A 15,662-nucleotide genomic window follows, 5' to 3' on the forward strand; every position below is an offset into this window, starting at 1 on the left:
TCAACGATTAATATAGATACAAATTTATACGGAATTTAAAGAACTCATGGCAACGATGAACCATAAGAGACTCAGTGTACCACGCTTACTAACTCCAATTGCATTAGCAATTACATTGGCGGCTTGTTCTTCAGGTCCTCAAGCACCAACGCGTGTTGATATTACACTAGATCCAGCGCAATCAACTGAAAGTTACATGATGCAGGCGGATAGTAGCAAAGGAAGTCTACAAAACGACTGGTTAATCATGGCACTTAAGGCTTCTGTGCAAGCTGGAAAAACCGATCAAGCGACTCTGCTTATCAAGCGCTTAGCCAAACAAGAGCTGAGTGAAATTCAACAAGCAGAATGGCAATTAGCTCGCGCTCAACTGCTGGTGAATAACTCGCAACCACAGCAAGCGTACAGCCAGCTGAACTTTCAGCCTTGGTGGAAGCTTCCGAACGAGCAGTGGAAAGATTATCACGAGCTACGCGCTAACATTTCTGAAATGCAAAACGAGTATTTCGAAGCAAGCCGTGAGTTAGTCCTTTATTCAGAATACGTAGACGCTGATGACGAAAGCCAACAGATAACTGCCGACCGTATTTGGCAGAACCTGAATAGCTACTCTCAATATGAGATTCTAGAACTTAAGACTTCTCCGACAGAAGACGTTCTAGCAGGTTGGTTACAACTGGCTATTTATATGAAGACGCTGAACTCTAACCTTCCAGACCTACAGAAAACCCTGTCTGATTGGCTGGCTGAGAACCCTCGTCATCCTGCAGCAACCTACACACCTCAGGCGATCACTGACATATTGGCGCTAGAGATCAGCAAACCAACCAGCACTGCGCTATTACTGCCGCTCACGGGGAAGTACGGCAAGCAAGCACAGCTTGTGCGTGATGGTTTCATCTTTGCGATGATGAATGACAAAGAGCGCGAAGAAAACGCAACGCTAACGGTTATGGACACCAACGTACAAAGTGCTGCTGAAATTAAAGCGACACTGGAAGAGAACAAGGTAGATTTCATCGTTGGCCCGCTGATTAAGAGCAATATTACCAAGCTTCAGCAAGCGCAGAAAAACCACGAAAATTCGATTCCAGCTTTAGCTCTAAATATTCCGACGCAGCTAGAACCTGATACCAATATTTGCTATCTCGCTCTATCGCCAGAGCAAGAAGTCGCTCAGGCAGCGAAACACCTTTTTGCTCAAGGCTACAAGTACCCGCTTATTCTTGCGCCAAAAGGGCGTTTAGGTGACCGCGTTAAGCAAGCGTTTGAGAAAGAGTGGAAAAAATACAGCAACAACGAAGTCGCGATTACCTTATTCTCTGACAAGCGCCAACTTCAGCGCAACGTGAATCAGGTATTCGGCTTACAAGAGAGCCAACAACGTATCGCTCAAATGGACGGGCTACTTAACCTAGACCTAGAAACTGAACCGCGCAGCCGTCGTGATATCGACTCTGTTTACATTGTGGCGAAGAACTCAGAGCTTACGTTGATTAAGCCTTTCATTGAAGTCGCGATTAATCCAGATGCTGACCAACCAGCCTTGTTCTCAAACTCACGCAGCAACAGCGGTGACAAGCAGTACGAAGATCTAACGGGTGTGTTCTACAGTGACATCCCACTATTGGTTGAGAGCAAGAACGAACTTAACAAAGAGCTAAACGACCTATGGCCTGCACATTCAAACGGCCAAAAACGTCTGCAAGCACTGGGGATGGATGCCTACTACCTTATGGATGCATTGCCACAGATGAAAGCCGTACAGGGTTACAGCATTCCAGGTGAAACCGGCGTGTTAACCATCGACAACAACTGTGTTGTTCAACGTGAAATCAGCTGGGCAGAGCATGGGGCTTTTTAGCCGAAAGTTCCTGTCCAAACCAACAATCACCCACAAACAAGTGGGTGATAAATACGAGACCGTGGCTAAAAATTTTTTAGTTGGCCACGGATTATCGTTAATTCAAGAAAACTTCATAGCTAAATGTGGCGAGATTGATCTTATAATGCGCCATAACAACACGGTTGTGTTTGCTGAGGTAAAATACCGCAAGCAAACCCGCTACGGACATGCCGCCGAAATGGTGACAGCAAAGAAGTCACAGAAGCTGCTCAAAACAGCCAATGTTTGGCTTATGCAGCAAGGCTTGTCGGTGCACTCTACAGATTTCAGGTTTGATATCGTTGCCATAGAAGGGCCGAATGACAATATCGACTGGATTCAAAACGCGATTACCCAAGGATAAACATGCTAGACAGCATTAAAGAAAGTTTTACAGAAAGTATTCAGATCCAAATTGCGGCTGCAGAAGCACTGCCAGACGCAATCACGCATGCCGCTCAAGCAATGGTTGCGACCTTGCTTAACGGAAACAAAATTCTTTGTTGTGGTAATGGTGGTTCGGCGTCGAATGCTCAGCAATTTGTATCGTGCCTACTTAATCGCTTTGAAACAGAGCGCCCTAGCCTCCCAGCAATGGCTCTCACAGCAGACAACACCACGCTAACGGCAGTAGCCAACGACTATCACTACGAAGAGATCTTCTCTAAGCAGGTACGTGCGTTTGGTCAAACTGGCGATATTTTACTGGCTATCTCTACTAGCGGTAACAGCAAAAACATCATCAAAGCGATGGAAGCAGCGGTAACACGTGACATGACGATCATCGCCTTTACGGGTAAAGATGGTGGTGAGATGGCAGGCTTACTTGGCGAACACGATGTAGAAATTCGTATCCCTTCACACCGTACAGCACGCATTCATGAAGTACACATGGTGACACTGCATTGCCTATGTGACCTAATCGATCAAGTACTCTTCCCTGCTCACGAAGAGTGATATACGGAGCATCACAATGAAATCATTAACCTCTATGAGGCTGTTTAAGCTGATTAGTGTTTCGCTACTTACACTGTCCCTGTCTGGTTGTGCTGGCATTTTCATTGCTGGTGCTGCAACCACAGCGAACTTAGTCACTGACACACGAACCACCAAACAAATCTGGAACGATAACAATATCGAATTTGAAGTCGCAGCCATCACCAACAAGCAGCCATATCGTGGCAACGTTCGTATCACAGCGAGCTCTTACCGAGGTTCGGTTGTATTGATGGGGCAAGCAACCACTGACTCAGAGCGTCGCGCGTTTGAAAACCAAGCCAAAGAAGTGGCAGGTGTAGAAAGCATCCATAATCAGGTGCGAGTAAAAGAGCCATTGACCATCAGTGCCATTAGTAATGACAGCTGGATTACTACCAAGGTGAAGTCAGCCCTTCTAGCAAACGCTGATCTCAACGGTATCAAGGTTAAAGTCATCACTGAAGATTCAGAGGTGTTTTTACTTGGGTTAGTCTCTCGAGAGCATGCTGATATCGCGACAGAAGTTGCGCGTAATGTTTCAGGCGTAAAGCAGGTGATTCGAGCGTTTGAATATGGCGAAGAAGAGACGGCCGTTAACTAGCCTTAAGCCAACCAATTAAATGCTATTTAGCAGAAAAGAAAAAGCAGCGACGAGTCGCTGCTTTTTTATTTGAGTCGTTATTTAGCTAACGTTATTTGATAACACGAAGGCTTGGGCGACCTTTTGCTGGACGAGGAGGCTCAGGATCTGAGTCAGGCTCTTCAGCATCTACGTCTGCCGTTGCTACGCTCAAAGATGGGCCTTTCTCTTGTTCTTCAAAAGGACTTTCTTCAATCCCTTCTTCAAAAGATTCCATGTAAGCCTCTTCAGGTTCAAACATGGTACCAGCACCATTCTCACGAGCATAAATCGCTTGTACTGCGTAAAGCGGCACGATCACAGAGTGTGGACGACCACTAAAGCGAGCACTAAACGTCACAGCTTCGTTACCCAGTTCAAGTTGTCCAACCGCACGAGGCGCGATGTTCAGAATGATCTGACCATCTTGAACAAACTCTTCTGGAACTCTTACACCCGGTAATGTTGCTTCAACAACAAGGTGTGGAGTTAATTCGTTATCAACCAGCCATTCATAAAATGCACGAAGCATATATGGTCGGCGTGGAGTCATATTTGAAATATCCATAAACGCTTAGCGAACGAGTCGCATCTCACGCTCAGCTTCAGTTAGAGAAGCTAGGAATGAATCACGTTCGAATACGCGGTTCATGTAAATCTTAAGCTCTTTAGAACCAGGGCCAATTAATTCGATACCAAGCTCAGGTAAACGCCATAGTAGCGGAGCTAGGTAACAATCAATTAGGCTAAATTCTTCGCTCATGAAGTATTCATACTCAGCGAAGATAGGAGCAAGAGTCAGTAGGTCGTTGCGCAGTTTAACGCGAGCTGCTTCAGACTCTTCAGCGTTGCCTTTAACGATCTTCTCTGCAACTGAATACCAGTTACGCTCAATGCGGTACATCATTAGACGACTATTACCACGAGCAACCGGGTATACAGGCATCAACGGTGGATGAGGGAAACGCTCATCTAAGTACTCCATAATGATCTTTGAGTCATATAAAGCAAGCTCACGATCAATAAGAGTAGGTACTGATTTGTACGGGTTCAGTTCAACAAGCTCTGCTGGTAGATTTTTTTCATCAACCAACTCAACTTCAACACTTACGCCTTTTTCAGCAAGAACAATGCGCACCTGATGGCTATACATATCAGAAGCACTTGAGAAAAGAGTCATTACAGAACGTTTATTGGCAGCTACAGCCATGGAGCCCTCCAGTACACTTTAAATAAAAACAATGGAGGCCTAAAGCCTCCATTGAACATTAACATAATTTGGGAATTAGCACGGTATTATAGCATAATTAGTGCACATCACGCCAATACTCTTTCTTCAGCAAAATCACGATGATAGTGAAGATTACTAAGAAGGCCATTACCCACCAACCCATTGCATGACGCTCAAGTTGAACTGGGTCGCCCGAGTAAACCAAAAAGTTAACAAGGTCACGAACTGCTTCGTCGTATTCACCAGCACTTAATTCACCAGAACCGTCAGTTTCAGTGCCAACAACAGTAGTCACTTCCTCGCCATCTACCATATGAGTATCGTAGATTGGTGTTGGAATACCTTGCAGCTCTTCAAGAACGTGCGGCATACCGACACTTGGGAAAACAATGTTGTTCACGCCAAACGGACGAGATGGGTCTTCATAGAAGGTACGAAGGTACGTGTATAGCCAATCTGCGCCACGAACACGAGCAACCAAAGTTAGATCTGGCGGCGGAGCACCAAACCAACTTGCCGCTTGATCAGAGGGCATAGCATTAACCATCAAGCTACCGATTTTCGCTTCAGGGTCGAAAATCAGGTTTTCCTTCATTAGATCTACAGGGATCTCTAAATCATTCGCAACACGTTCATAACGCTGGTACTGCGTTGAGTGACAAGCAAAACAGTAGTTCATGAACATCTTAGCGCCATTTTGCAATGAGGCTTTATCTGTTAAATCATTGTTTGCTTTGTCTAATGGTACGCTTGCACCCGCTGCCATCGCCAGTGACGGCAACATAGCAAATAAAATTACAATCCACTTTTTCATTTGAATGTCACCCTTTCTGGTAATGGTTTCGTTGCTTCATTTTTACTGTAGAACCACAGTAGAACGAAGAACATGAAATAACCTAAGCTAAAGATCTGAGCCAGTAGCGTATACGTTGGCGTTGCTGGAAGCGCACCAAGTACACCAAGCGCAATAAAGCTTATTGTGAATTGGATGATGTTAATCAAATGCAGTTTGCTACGGTAACGGTAAGAACGCACTTTACAACGGTCGAACCATGGCAGTAGGAATAGCACAACAATAGATGCACCCATTGCAACTACACCTATCAGCTTATCAGGAACAGCACGAAGTACAGCGTAGAACGGCGTGAAGTACCAAACTGGAGCAATATGCTCAGGTGTTTTCAGTGGGTTAGCAGCTTCAAAGTTAGGCGGCTCAAGGAAGTACCCACCCATCTCTGGGTTAAAGAACAGCACGTAACAGAACAAGAATAGGAAACCAGCAACACCGACCATATCTTTCACCGTCCCGTATGGGTGGAAAGGAACAGAGTCAATGATGTCGTATTTCTTAGTGTAATCCTTGTGGAATGGGAACTGAGTTTTGTAGTCGTCGCCCATAGTGCCTTTAGGAAGCTTAGTCTCGATACCGTCTGGGTTATTCGAACCCACTTCGTGCAGTGCTAGTACGTGAAGTACGATAAGCAGCAGAAGTACAATTGGTAGAGCAATAACGTGCAGTGCGAAGAAACGGTTCAGCGTTGCACCTGAGATGATGTAATCACCACGGATCCAAAGCGTTAGGTCATCACCAATAACAGGAATCGCCCCAAACAGAGAAATGATTACCTGAGCACCCCAGTAAGACATTTGACCCCATGGTAGTAAGTAACCCATGAAAGCCTCAGCCATAAGCACTAAGAAGATCAACATACCGAAGAGCCAAAGTAGCTCACGAGGCTTTTGGTAAGAACCGTAGATTAGACCACGGAACATATGCAGGTAGATAACCACGAAGAATGCCGAAGCACCTGTCGAGTGCATGTAACGCAGTAACCAGCCGTATTCCACATCACGCATGATGTATTCAACAGATGCAAATGCGCCATCACCAGACGGAACGTAGTTCATTGTTAGCCAAATACCTGTAAGGATTTGGTTAACCAGTACCAACATTGCCAAAGAACCGAAAAGGTACCAAAAGTTAAAGTTCTTAGGCATTGGGTATTCAGATAAATGCTTTTTATAAGCATTCATTGCGGGTAGACGTTTTTCTACCCAATCAAGCAATCCTTGCATTATGCGTCTCCCTCGTCCACACCGATCATGATCTTAGTGTCACTCAAATACATATGCTTTGGCACTACAAGGTTCAATGGGGCTGGTACGCCTTGGAATACTCGACCTGCCATATCAAACTTTGAACCATGACAAGGACAGAAGAAACCAGACTTAACGCCCTGAACTTGTTCTGCAAAAGAATCTGGCAGGTAAGTTGGAGAACAACCTAAGTGCGTACAGAAACCAACAGCAATGAAGAACTCCGGCTTAATTGAACGAAACTCGTTCTGTGCGTAGTCTGGTTGTTGTTCAGTTTCAGATTGAGGGTCACGAAGTTGACCACCGATCGCTTTTAGGTTCTCTAGTACCGACTCAGCACGGCGTACAACCCATACAGGTTTACCTTGCCACTCGACACGAACCATTTGTCCCGGTTCTAACTTACTGACTTCCACTTCCACCGGCGCGCCCGCAGCTTTCGCTTTGGCACTCGGGTTCCATGATTTAATAAAAGGCACGGCTACAGCAGCTGCTCCCAAACCACCAACAACGGCTGTTGTTGCGGTTAAGAAACGCCTGCGACCGTTATTTAAAGGCGCGTTGCTCATCCAAACATTCTCCCATTTGCTCCTTATGGATTGAAATAATTCCGATTAAAGAGCATGGCTAACAAAATATGTATTTAGTTCTATTTATTGACGGCAAATGATAAATAAAACCCTACTTTTTGACAAGATAAAGCTACCTTTTTGTAACAATCATGAGGCAAAGCGCACATTGGGTTACAAAAGCTTTCAAAATATAAGAATTTAGGAATAAAACGAGGAGGGGGAAGCGTTTAGCGGGAGCCAGAAAGACAAAAAGCCCGGCATATAGCCGAGCTTTGAACCACAATTCCAGTAATAAAACTGGTCGCGTGTATTTTTCGGTAAGGAAAAATTAACGCTTAGAGAATTGAGGTTTACGACGTGCTTTACGTAGACCAACTTTCTTACGTTCAACGCAACGAGCGTCACGCGTAACATAGCCAGCTGCACGTAGAGCAGGACGTAGAGTTTCATCGTATTCCATAAGAGCACGAGTGATACCGTGGCGGATTGCGCCAGCTTGACCTGAAATACCACCACCAGAAACAGTGATGTAAAGGTCAAGTTTCTCAGTTAGTTCAACTAGCTCAAGAGGTTGTTTAACAACCATACGAGAAGTTGGACGACCGAAGTAAACATCAAGGCTACGCTTGTTGATTACGATCTCACCAGAGCCTGGTTTGATGAAAACACGAGCTGCTGAGCTTTTGCGACGACCAGTGCCGTAGTATTGATTCTCTGCCATTGTCTTAATCCCCAATTAGATGTCTAGTACTTGTGGTTGTTGAGCAACATGGTTGTGCTCAGTACCAGCGTATACTTTAAGCTTACGGTACATCGCGCGGCCTAGAGGACCACGTGGAAGCATACCTTTAACTGCTAGTTCAAGAACCATTTCTGGTTTCTTAGCAATTAGCTTTTCAAAAGTGATAGTCTTAAGACCACCTGGGAACTCAGAGTGACGGTAGTAAACCTTACCCTTAGCTTTGTTACCAGTCACAGCTACTTTCTCAGCGTTAACAACGATGATGTAATCACCAGTGTCTACGTGAGGAGTGTATTCTGCTTTGTGCTTGCCGCGTAGGCGAGAAGCGATTTCACTTGCTAGACGGCCAAGAGTTTTGCCTTCAGCGTCTACAACATACCAGTCGCGTTTTACAGTTTCTGGTTTAGCAACGAAAGTTTTCATGCTAATAATTACCTATTTAAAAAATTTACACTTAAGGAATACTCGCGTATTCCCACTGTCTAAGAGTTACCATCATCACCCCTTCGAGTGTTGGAAAACTCTTGGCATAACGTGATTTTACTCATCGCTAGAGGCCCGCAGTAACGGTAGGTCGCAGGATTATAGAGAAGAGCGAAGAAAAAATCACCTCTTTTTGAACAAAATCACGATTTTTTTAATTCTCTTTCTTATTCGAGATAATCAAAGCTAACTTAAGTGTTCTTTTGCCAAATATTCATGGCTCTGCATTTCGATTAAACGCGACTGACAACGTTTAAACTCAAATTCTAACTGACCATGGGTATACAGCTTTTCTAGCTCCACTTCCGCTGAAATAATCAATTTCACGTTACGCTCATAGAACTCATCAACTAAAGCAATAAAGCGTCTTGCTGCGTCATCTGAAGTCGCGCCCATTTGCAACACATCAGCCAGCAGAACCGTGTGATAAACCCTAGACAGTTCAATATAGTCATTCTGGCTGCGAGCCGACTGACAAAGCTGAGCAAACGTGCCGTGTAATACACCATCGCTTGCTTCGACTACATCAAGTTGACGGTGATTGACCTCAATCTGTTTGAGTTTCTCTTTATCTTCACCAACGAGCTGCGCGTAATATGTTTCGAGGTTGATGTTCGCTTGGCTATCCAGCGGGTAATGATAGATCTCAGCCTGTTCTAACGTACGAAGACGATAATCGATTCCGCTATCGACATTAAGAATATGGCAATTGCCTTGAATAAGCTTAATAGCGGGTAAGAAGCGAGCTCGCTGCAACCCATTACGATACAAATCCGCAGGTGGAATATTAGAGGTCGCGACTAAGATAACGTTGCGAGCGAATAACTCTTGGAACAAAGTGCCTAAGATCATGGCATCCGTGATGTCTGAAACAAAGAATTCATCAAAACAGATAATATCCGCTTCTTCTTTCAACTTATCTGCGACTAAAGGCAACGGGTCGCTAACATTACCTAGCGCCCTTAGCTCATCATGGACTCGATACATAAAGCGGTGAAAATGAACACGCATTTTTTTTGTGGTCGGTAAGGCATCGTAGAACGTATCCATTAAGTACGTTTTACCGCGCCCGACGCCACCCCAAAAATAGAGGCCTTTTGGTGGCTCTGGCAGTTCTGGCTTTTTGCCCATTAATTTCTGGAATCGAGTCAGTTGAGGAATAGGCGTATTCATGTAATCTTGGAATTGATGAAAGAGTTCATCTAAAGATTTAACGGCTTGCTCTTGTGCTGGATCTCTTTGAAATCCATGTTCTTTTATATCTTGTTCGTATTTTTTAATGGGATTCATGACGACATTTCCACAATGAAAGCAATATCAGACAGCAAATAAAAATGAGCCCAAACAGTACGAGATATGTCGCTATGCGGTGAAAAATGCAGCATCAAACTGCTAACTAGCGCACACGCATTTCTCTTTATACTGCGGCTTTCTCATAGTACCATGGAGCCGTATCACGTGTAACTAAGCAGTAACAAACATGTTAAAAAACAATAATAAGGAGCTGTTATGCCTTGGATGTATGCCGTTGCCGGTTTACTAGTCGGAGTTATTTTAGGGGTCGCTGTTTCTCGTCTCATGACACCTGAATACAAAAAACAAAAGAACGTACAGAAAGAATTAGATAGCGCAAAGTTTGCCCTTGAACAGCAGCGACAAGAGCTAGCTGACCACTTTGCGAAATCAGCAGAAATGTTGGACACCTTAGGTAAGGACTACACAAAACTGTACCAACACATGGAAAAAACAAGCTCAGAGCTGATCCCTAATTTGCCAGAGCAAGATAATCCATTTGTGAAAACAGCCGCAGCCCATTCGGACAAATCACAAGACAAGCCTTCAGTTAAAGAGGCGACACTTGAAGAACAACCGAAAGATTACGCTAATGGCGCAACGGGTTTATTTACAGAGCAGAAGAAAGAAATCATGGATGCTCCCGATGTTGTAACAGCAAAAGCATCGTAAACATTTAACACTTCTGTGAACTTTACAAAGGTTTTTGAGTCATAACTTTCACTCAGGTCATTTGAAACTTCTCATACTTATTAAACGTATAAGAGGGTTAAGACCTAAACTAGAGAGGAGTTTATGATGAAAAAACCTTTGCTTGCTTTATCGGTACTGACTTTAAGCTTAAGTTCAATCATCACCCCCATTCAAGCAACGGCCGCACTGCCATTAAGTGTGGGTAATGAACAATTACCAAGCCTTGCACCTATGCTTGAACAAGTGACCCCCGCTGTGGTTAGTATTGCCGTAGAAGGCAAACAGGTACAACGTCAGCAAATCCCTGAACAATTTCAATTCTTTTTTGGTCCAGAACAAACACGAGAACGCCCATTCCGCGGGCTAGGTTCTGGTGTGATCATTGATGCCAAGAAAGGCCATATTGTTACCAATTACCATGTCATCAATGGTGCCGACGATATCAAAGTAAAACTTCATGATGGTCGAGAGTACGATGCCGAGCTCATCGGCGGCGACCAGATGTCGGATATCGCGCTATTAAAACTCGAAACAGCCAAGAACCTTACCCAGATAAAAGTTGCAGACTCCGACAAGTTAAGAGTCGGTGATTTCAGTGTCGCTATCGGCAACCCATTTGGACTCGGTCAAACCGTGACATCCGGGATCGTTTCTGCTCTCGGTCGTAGCGGCCTAAATCTAGAGAACTTTGAAAACTTCATTCAAACCGATGCAGCTATCAACAGTGGTAACTCTGGAGGTGCGTTAGTGAATCTCAACGGTGAGCTGATTGGTATCAACACGGCTATCCTTGGCCCTAACGGAGGCAATGTCGGTATCGGCTTTGCAATCCCATCCAATATGATGAAAAACCTGACAGAACAAATTCTCGATTTCGGTGAAGTAAAACGCGGTATGCTGGGTGTTCAAGGCGGAGAGGTGACCTCTGAATTGGCGGAAGCGCTTGGTTATGAGTCCAGCAAAGGTGCTTTTGTTAGCCAAATTGTACCCGACAGTGCTGCGGACAAAGCCGGACTGAAAGCGGGCGATGTCATTGTCTCTATAAATGGTAAGCGCATTGATACTTTTAGCGAGTTAAGAGCCAAAGTCGCAACCCTCGGCGCAGGTAAACAGATCGAACTTGGTGTCGTTCGTGACGGAAAGAATAAGACCTTTGATGTAACTCTGGGTGAATCCACCAATAGTAAGACACAAGCTGAAAAGCTCCATGAAGGACTTGCCGGTGCAGAGCTCACCAACACAACCGACAGCGACTCAACGACAGGCGTCAAGGTATCAAGTGTCGCTCAAGGTTCGCCAGCAGAAGCCTATCAACTCCTTAAAGATGACATCATCATCGGGGTAAACCGCCAATCCGTTAAGAACCTTGCTGAATTTAGAAAGATTCTTGAAAAACAACCTGGCGTGTTGGCGCTTAATATCCAAAGAGGCGACAGGACTATCTATCTAGTTATTCGATAGTCATACGTCAGCGCAATTACAGGGAGGCTCAGTAAGTTTGCTTTAAACTTACTCAGTCTCCCTTTTCTTTAGATCAATCAAAATGCTATGCTTCACTCGTAATCAAGTCAGTCATCCATTGACGGATGCTCCATACCTTACTTGTTGAAGAGGGAAACATGCTGTCCTTTCTATTTCGTTCTATTTCCCTTGGACTTGTTTCAGCGGCGCTTATTCTTCTCGCATTTCCGAGCTTAAGATCAGGCATTGTTTCAGACGTCACTATCCCTAAAGTGGATAATATCGCCTCTCTTCAGATTTCATTTAACCAAGCGGTACGCCGAGCGGCACCTGCTGTGGTAAATATTTATAGCCGTAAATACGCAGAAAGCGATCGTAACAAGCTGCTGACTCAAGGCTTGGGGTCCGGAGTCATTGTCAGCGAAAAAGGCTACATCATTACCAACTTCCACGTTGTTGCTCAAGCTGACCAAATCGTCGTGGCACTTCAAGACGGACGAGTAGCCGCAGCGCAGCTTGTCGGTTCAGACAAGCGCACCGATATCGCGATACTCAGAGTCAGCGGTGACAACTTACCTGTGATTCCACTGAACCAAGATTACAAAGCAAACGTAGGCGACGTAGTACTGGCTATCGGTAACCCATACAATCTAGGCCAAACCACAACCTTTGGTATTATTTCGGCGACCGGTCGCTCTTCAATTAGTGCCGATGGTCATCAAGCCTTTATCCAGACAGACGCGGCAATCAATGAAGGTAACTCTGGTGGTGCACTCGTCAACTCACAAGGCGAACTGGTCGGCATTAATACGGCTTCTTTCCAACAAGCAACCGATATGGAAACCTACGGTATTTCGTTTGCTATCCCCTACCCACTTGCTAATAAAATCATGGAGAAGATCATCGCAGATGGTCGTGTGATTCGTGGATATATTGGTATTGACGGGCAAGATATCAATTCAGTAACGTCGCGCTTGCTTGGAAACAAGAACATTGGCGGCATTGTCGTACTGGGTATTGATCCTAACGGCCCTGCTGCGGATGCAGGCTTTGAAGCACAAGACATCATTGTCAGCATCAACAACACCCAAATTAACGGTCGACAAAGCGTGATGGACATCGTTACTGATTTGCGACCAGGCACTGTCATTGATGTTGGCATATTGCGCCAAGGAGAGAGTAAAACTCTTGAGGTTACGATTGCTGAAGATACTCGCCTGTAATTATATATTTATAGTTCCATATAACGCGGTGACTTGAACTCAAACTGTAAAATACAAATACAAAAAACCCAGCTCTCAGGCTGGGTTTTCTTTTATCCGATCATGGCATCAAACTAACATAGTCGCCTATGATTCACTTGGCTCATCGATATCAATGCGAGTAACTCGCTGCAACCCTCTAGGCAGTAAACCACCACGACGACCACGTTCACCACGGAAGTTTTCAAGATCCGCAGGTTTCAAGCCAAGCTTGCGTTTACCCGCGTAGATAGTCAGCGTTGCATTCTCAGGGATAGCCATTAGATGCGAGACAAACTCTTCACGCTCTTTTGCTTTCGCAGAAGGAATATTGATGATCTTGTTACCCTTACCTTTGCTCAACTGAGGTAGGTCTTTAATCGGGAACAACAACATACGACCTTGGTTAGTAATCGCCAGAATCTGGTTAGTGTCCAAGTCAGCAATCGGGCTTGGCAACATCACTTCTGAAGCTTGAGGCAAGTTAACTAACGCTTTACCGCTCTTATTCTTAGACAGTAAATCACTACCTTTACAAACAAAACCATAACCCGCATCAGAACCGACTAACCACAGCTGTTCATTCTCTCCCATCACCACTTGGCGAATAGACGTACCAGGGCTGACGTTCAAGCGACCTGTAATTGGCTCACCTTGGCTTCGCGCCGATGGCAGTGAGTGAGATTCAAGGGAGTAGCTTCGGCCATCACTGCCGAGGAACACCGCTTGTTGGTTACTCTTACCCTTAGTGCTTGCTAAGAATTTATCACCTGATTTGTAGTTCAAGCCTTCAGCGTCAACTTCATGCCCTTTAGCATGACGAATCCAACCTTTCTCAGAAAGCACAACCGTAATTGGTTCGCTTGGAACTAAGTCACGTTCTGTTAGCGCTTTTGCTTCAGCACGTTCAATCAACGGTGAGCGGCGATCATCGCCATATTTATCTGCATCTGCTTGGATTTCTTTTTTGATCAGCGTATTCAAGCGACGCTCTGAACCTAGTAGTTTTTCAAGCTTTTCACGTTCAGCTTCAAGCTCTTCTTGCTCAGCTCGAATTTTAAATTCTTCTAACTTAGCTAAGTTACGAAGTTTAATATCGAGAATCGCATTGGCTTGAATTTCAGAAATGTTGAAACGGTTCATCAAAACAGGACATGGTTCATCTTCTGTTCTAATGATTTCAATCACTTCATCAATATTTAGATAAGCGGCAAGTAAGCCTTCTAAGATGTGCAAACGTGCCAGTACTTTATCTAAACGGTACTGCAAACGACGGCGAACCGTTGTACGACGGAACTCAATCCACTCTTTCAGGATTTGAACTAAGCCTTTCACTTGAGGGCGATTGTCTAAGCCAATCATGTTCAAGTTAACGCGGAAGTTTTTCTCGAGATCAGTCGAAGCGAATAGGTGACTCATCAGTTGGTCACAGTCGATACGGTTCGAGCGAGGAACTACGACGATACGCGTTGGGTTCTCGTGATCAGATTCATCACGCAGATCGTCAACCATAGGCAGCTTCTTAGCTCGCATCTGGTTAGCGATTTGCTCAAGTAACTTCGCACCTGACACTTGATGAGGTAAAGACGTGATAACAATATCAGAGCCTTCCTTGTGCCACACCGCGCGCATCTTGATGCTGCCACGGCCTGTACGGTAGATCTTTTCGATGTCCGACTTAGGCGAAATAATTTCAGCTTCTGTCGGGTAATCTGGGCCTTGAATGAAACCCATCACATCTGGAAGTTCAGCTTTCGGCGTATCAATCAAATGAATCGCCGCGTTCGCCACTTCACGTACATTGTGAGGCGGGATGTCGGTCGCCATACCAACCGCAATACCTGTGATGCCGTTAAGCAAGATATGAGGAAGGCGTGCAGGCAACATCTGAGGCTCTTTCATCGTGCCATCAAAGTTGGGTTGCCAATCAACGGTTCCCTGACCTAATTCACCGAGCAGAACTTCCGCAAACTTTGACAGTTTTGCTTCGGTATAACGCATCGCAGCGAACGATTTCGGGTCATCCGGTGCACCCCAGTTACCTTGACCATCCACCAATGGGTAGCGGTAAGAGAAGGGTTGCGCCATCAGTACCATCGCTTCGTAACAAGCAGAGTCACCGTGTGGGTGGTACTTACCTAGAACGTCACCAACGGTACGAGCTGATTTTTTATATTTCGATGCCGCGGATAGGCCTAGCTCAGACATCGCATAGATAATACGACGCTGTACTGGCTTCAAGCCATCACCGATATACGGCAATGCACGATCCATGATCACGTACATTGAGTAATTTAAATAGGCATCTTCGGTGAACTTGCGCATTGGCAACTGTTCAACGCCATCATATGTAATTTCGTTAGACAT

At 45.0% G+C, this 15,662-nt stretch carries 16 protein-coding genes; 7 read left to right on the plus strand and 9 right to left on the minus strand.

Annotated elements, in window-relative coordinates; genetic code table 11:
• The first annotated feature begins 46 nt into the window (after positions 1-46).
• From L3V35_RS20415 to L3V35_RS20430, 4 genes are read left to right on the plus strand one after another with little or no spacing between them, the layout of a single operon-like run.
• A complete protein-coding gene (locus tag L3V35_RS20415; protein ID WP_065207226.1) occupies positions 47-1,864 on the plus strand; it encodes a penicillin-binding protein activator in 1,818 nt (605 codons plus the stop codon).
• On the plus strand, positions 1,851-2,249 hold the full coding sequence (locus L3V35_RS20420) for a YraN family protein (RefSeq protein ID WP_065207225.1): 399 nt from the start codon (positions 1,851-1,853) through the stop codon (positions 2,247-2,249). Before L3V35_RS20415 ends, L3V35_RS20420 begins: the two co-directional genes overlap by 14 nt.
• 2 nt (positions 2,250-2,251) lie before the next feature.
• On the plus strand, positions 2,252-2,842 hold the full coding sequence (locus L3V35_RS20425; RefSeq protein WP_004729817.1) for a phosphoheptose isomerase: 591 nt from the start codon (positions 2,252-2,254) through the stop codon (positions 2,840-2,842).
• Between the two features lie 16 nt (positions 2,843-2,858).
• Positions 2,859-3,464 carry a BON domain-containing protein gene (locus L3V35_RS20430; protein WP_004729818.1) on the plus strand — a complete coding sequence of 202 codons (606 nt, stop codon included), beginning with the start codon at positions 2,859-2,861 and terminating at the stop codon, positions 3,462-3,464.
• Positions 3,465-3,555: 91 nt separating this feature from the next.
• On the opposite strand, the gene sspB is transcribed toward L3V35_RS20430, so the two are convergent.
• From sspB to zapE, 8 genes are all read right to left on the minus strand, one after another.
• On the minus strand, positions 3,556-4,050 hold the full coding sequence (sspB, locus tag L3V35_RS20435; RefSeq protein ID WP_017087501.1) for a ClpXP protease specificity-enhancing factor: 495 nt from the start codon (positions 4,048-4,050) through the stop codon (positions 3,556-3,558).
• A 6-nt stretch (positions 4,051-4,056) separates the two neighbouring features.
• Complete coding sequence (gene sspA / locus L3V35_RS20440) at positions 4,057-4,692, minus strand: stringent starvation protein SspA (protein WP_010434700.1); 636 nt, start codon at positions 4,690-4,692, stop codon at positions 4,057-4,059.
• A 97-nt stretch (positions 4,693-4,789) separates the two neighbouring features.
• Positions 4,790-5,527, minus strand: coding sequence for a cytochrome c1 (locus L3V35_RS20445; protein WP_054547824.1), 738 nt, complete (start codon positions 5,525-5,527; stop codon positions 4,790-4,792).
• Positions 5,524-6,789, minus strand: a complete 1,266-nt coding sequence (locus tag L3V35_RS20450) for a cytochrome bc complex cytochrome b subunit (protein WP_004729830.1) — start codon at positions 6,787-6,789, stop codon at positions 5,524-5,526. The genes L3V35_RS20445 and L3V35_RS20450 overlap by 4 nt, the downstream gene beginning before the upstream one ends.
• Positions 6,789-7,379, minus strand: coding sequence for a ubiquinol-cytochrome c reductase iron-sulfur subunit (gene petA / locus L3V35_RS20455; RefSeq protein WP_017072804.1), 591 nt, complete (start codon positions 7,377-7,379; stop codon positions 6,789-6,791). The genes L3V35_RS20450 and petA overlap by 1 nt, the downstream gene beginning before the upstream one ends.
• Before the next feature lie 331 nt (positions 7,380-7,710).
• Positions 7,711-8,103 carry a 30S ribosomal protein S9 gene (gene rpsI, locus L3V35_RS20460; RefSeq protein WP_004740758.1) on the minus strand — a complete coding sequence of 131 codons (393 nt, stop codon included), beginning with the start codon at positions 8,101-8,103 and terminating at the stop codon, positions 7,711-7,713.
• Between the two features lie 15 nt (positions 8,104-8,118).
• On the minus strand, positions 8,119-8,547 hold the full coding sequence (gene rplM / locus L3V35_RS20465; protein ID WP_010434689.1) for a 50S ribosomal protein L13: 429 nt from the start codon (positions 8,545-8,547) through the stop codon (positions 8,119-8,121).
• A 246-nt stretch (positions 8,548-8,793) separates the two neighbouring features.
• Positions 8,794-9,897 (minus strand): cell division protein ZapE, encoded by a 1,104-nt coding sequence (gene zapE / locus L3V35_RS20470; protein WP_017077674.1) that lies wholly within the window; start codon positions 9,895-9,897, stop codon positions 8,794-8,796.
• Positions 9,898-10,116: 219 nt separating this feature from the next.
• Here zapE and zapG point away from each other — a divergent pair, with 219 nt between their 5' ends.
• The 3 genes from zapG (at position 10,117) to degS (ending at position 13,277) form a co-directional block, all read left to right on the plus strand.
• Positions 10,117-10,572: a Z-ring associated protein ZapG gene (gene zapG, locus L3V35_RS20475; protein WP_102539550.1), complete on the plus strand. Its 456-nt coding sequence runs from the start codon at positions 10,117-10,119 to the stop codon at positions 10,570-10,572.
• 126 nt (positions 10,573-10,698) lie between these two features.
• Complete coding sequence (locus tag L3V35_RS20480) at positions 10,699-12,054, plus strand: Do family serine endopeptidase (RefSeq protein WP_065207222.1); 1,356 nt, start codon at positions 10,699-10,701, stop codon at positions 12,052-12,054.
• 158 nt (positions 12,055-12,212) lie between these two features.
• A complete protein-coding gene (gene degS, locus L3V35_RS20485; protein ID WP_029224735.1) occupies positions 12,213-13,277 on the plus strand; it encodes an outer membrane-stress sensor serine endopeptidase DegS in 1,065 nt (354 codons plus the stop codon).
• Positions 13,278-13,403: 126 nt separating this feature from the next.
• Here the strand turns inward: degS and parC are convergent, their stop codons facing one another.
• Complete coding sequence (gene parC, locus L3V35_RS20490; protein ID WP_114632969.1) at positions 13,404-15,662, minus strand: DNA topoisomerase IV subunit A; 2,259 nt, start codon at positions 15,660-15,662, stop codon at positions 13,404-13,406.

The organism is Vibrio sp. L5-1 (assembly GCF_021728315.1).
In the GTDB taxonomy this organism is placed as follows: Bacteria; Pseudomonadota; Gammaproteobacteria; order Enterobacterales; family Vibrionaceae; genus Vibrio; species Vibrio splendidus_K.

Coding starts and splice junctions, on each gene's coding strand:
- L3V35_RS20415 (WP_065207226.1), top strand. CDS start 47: ATGGCAACGATGAACCATAAGAGACTCAGTGTACCACGCTTACTAACT.
- L3V35_RS20420 (WP_065207225.1), top strand. CDS start 1,851: ATGGGGCTTTTTAGCCGAAAGTTCCTGTCCAAACCAACAATCACCCAC.
- L3V35_RS20425 (WP_004729817.1), top strand. CDS start 2,252: ATGCTAGACAGCATTAAAGAAAGTTTTACAGAAAGTATTCAGATCCAA.
- L3V35_RS20430 (WP_004729818.1), top strand. CDS start 2,859: ATGAAATCATTAACCTCTATGAGGCTGTTTAAGCTGATTAGTGTTTCG.
- sspB (WP_017087501.1), bottom strand. CDS start 4,050: ATGGATATTTCAAATATGACTCCACGCCGACCATATATGCTTCGTGCA.
- sspA (WP_010434700.1), bottom strand. CDS start 4,692: ATGGCTGTAGCTGCCAATAAACGTTCTGTAATGACTCTTTTCTCAAGT.
- L3V35_RS20445 (WP_054547824.1), bottom strand. CDS start 5,527: ATGAAAAAGTGGATTGTAATTTTATTTGCTATGTTGCCGTCACTGGCG.
- L3V35_RS20450 (WP_004729830.1), bottom strand. CDS start 6,789: ATGCAAGGATTGCTTGATTGGGTAGAAAAACGTCTACCCGCAATGAAT.
- petA (WP_017072804.1), bottom strand. CDS start 7,379: ATGAGCAACGCGCCTTTAAATAACGGTCGCAGGCGTTTCTTAACCGCA.
- rpsI (WP_004740758.1), bottom strand. CDS start 8,103: ATGGCAGAGAATCAATACTACGGCACTGGTCGTCGCAAAAGCTCAGCA.
- rplM (WP_010434689.1), bottom strand. CDS start 8,547: ATGAAAACTTTCGTTGCTAAACCAGAAACTGTAAAACGCGACTGGTAT.
- zapE (WP_017077674.1), bottom strand. CDS start 9,897: ATGAATCCCATTAAAAAATACGAACAAGATATAAAAGAACATGGATTT.
- zapG (WP_102539550.1), top strand. CDS start 10,117: ATGCCTTGGATGTATGCCGTTGCCGGTTTACTAGTCGGAGTTATTTTA.
- L3V35_RS20480 (WP_065207222.1), top strand. CDS start 10,699: ATGAAAAAACCTTTGCTTGCTTTATCGGTACTGACTTTAAGCTTAAGT.
- degS (WP_029224735.1), top strand. CDS start 12,213: ATGCTGTCCTTTCTATTTCGTTCTATTTCCCTTGGACTTGTTTCAGCG.
- parC (WP_114632969.1), bottom strand. CDS start 15,662: ATGTCTAACGAAATTACATATGATGGCGTTGAACAGTTGCCAATGCGC.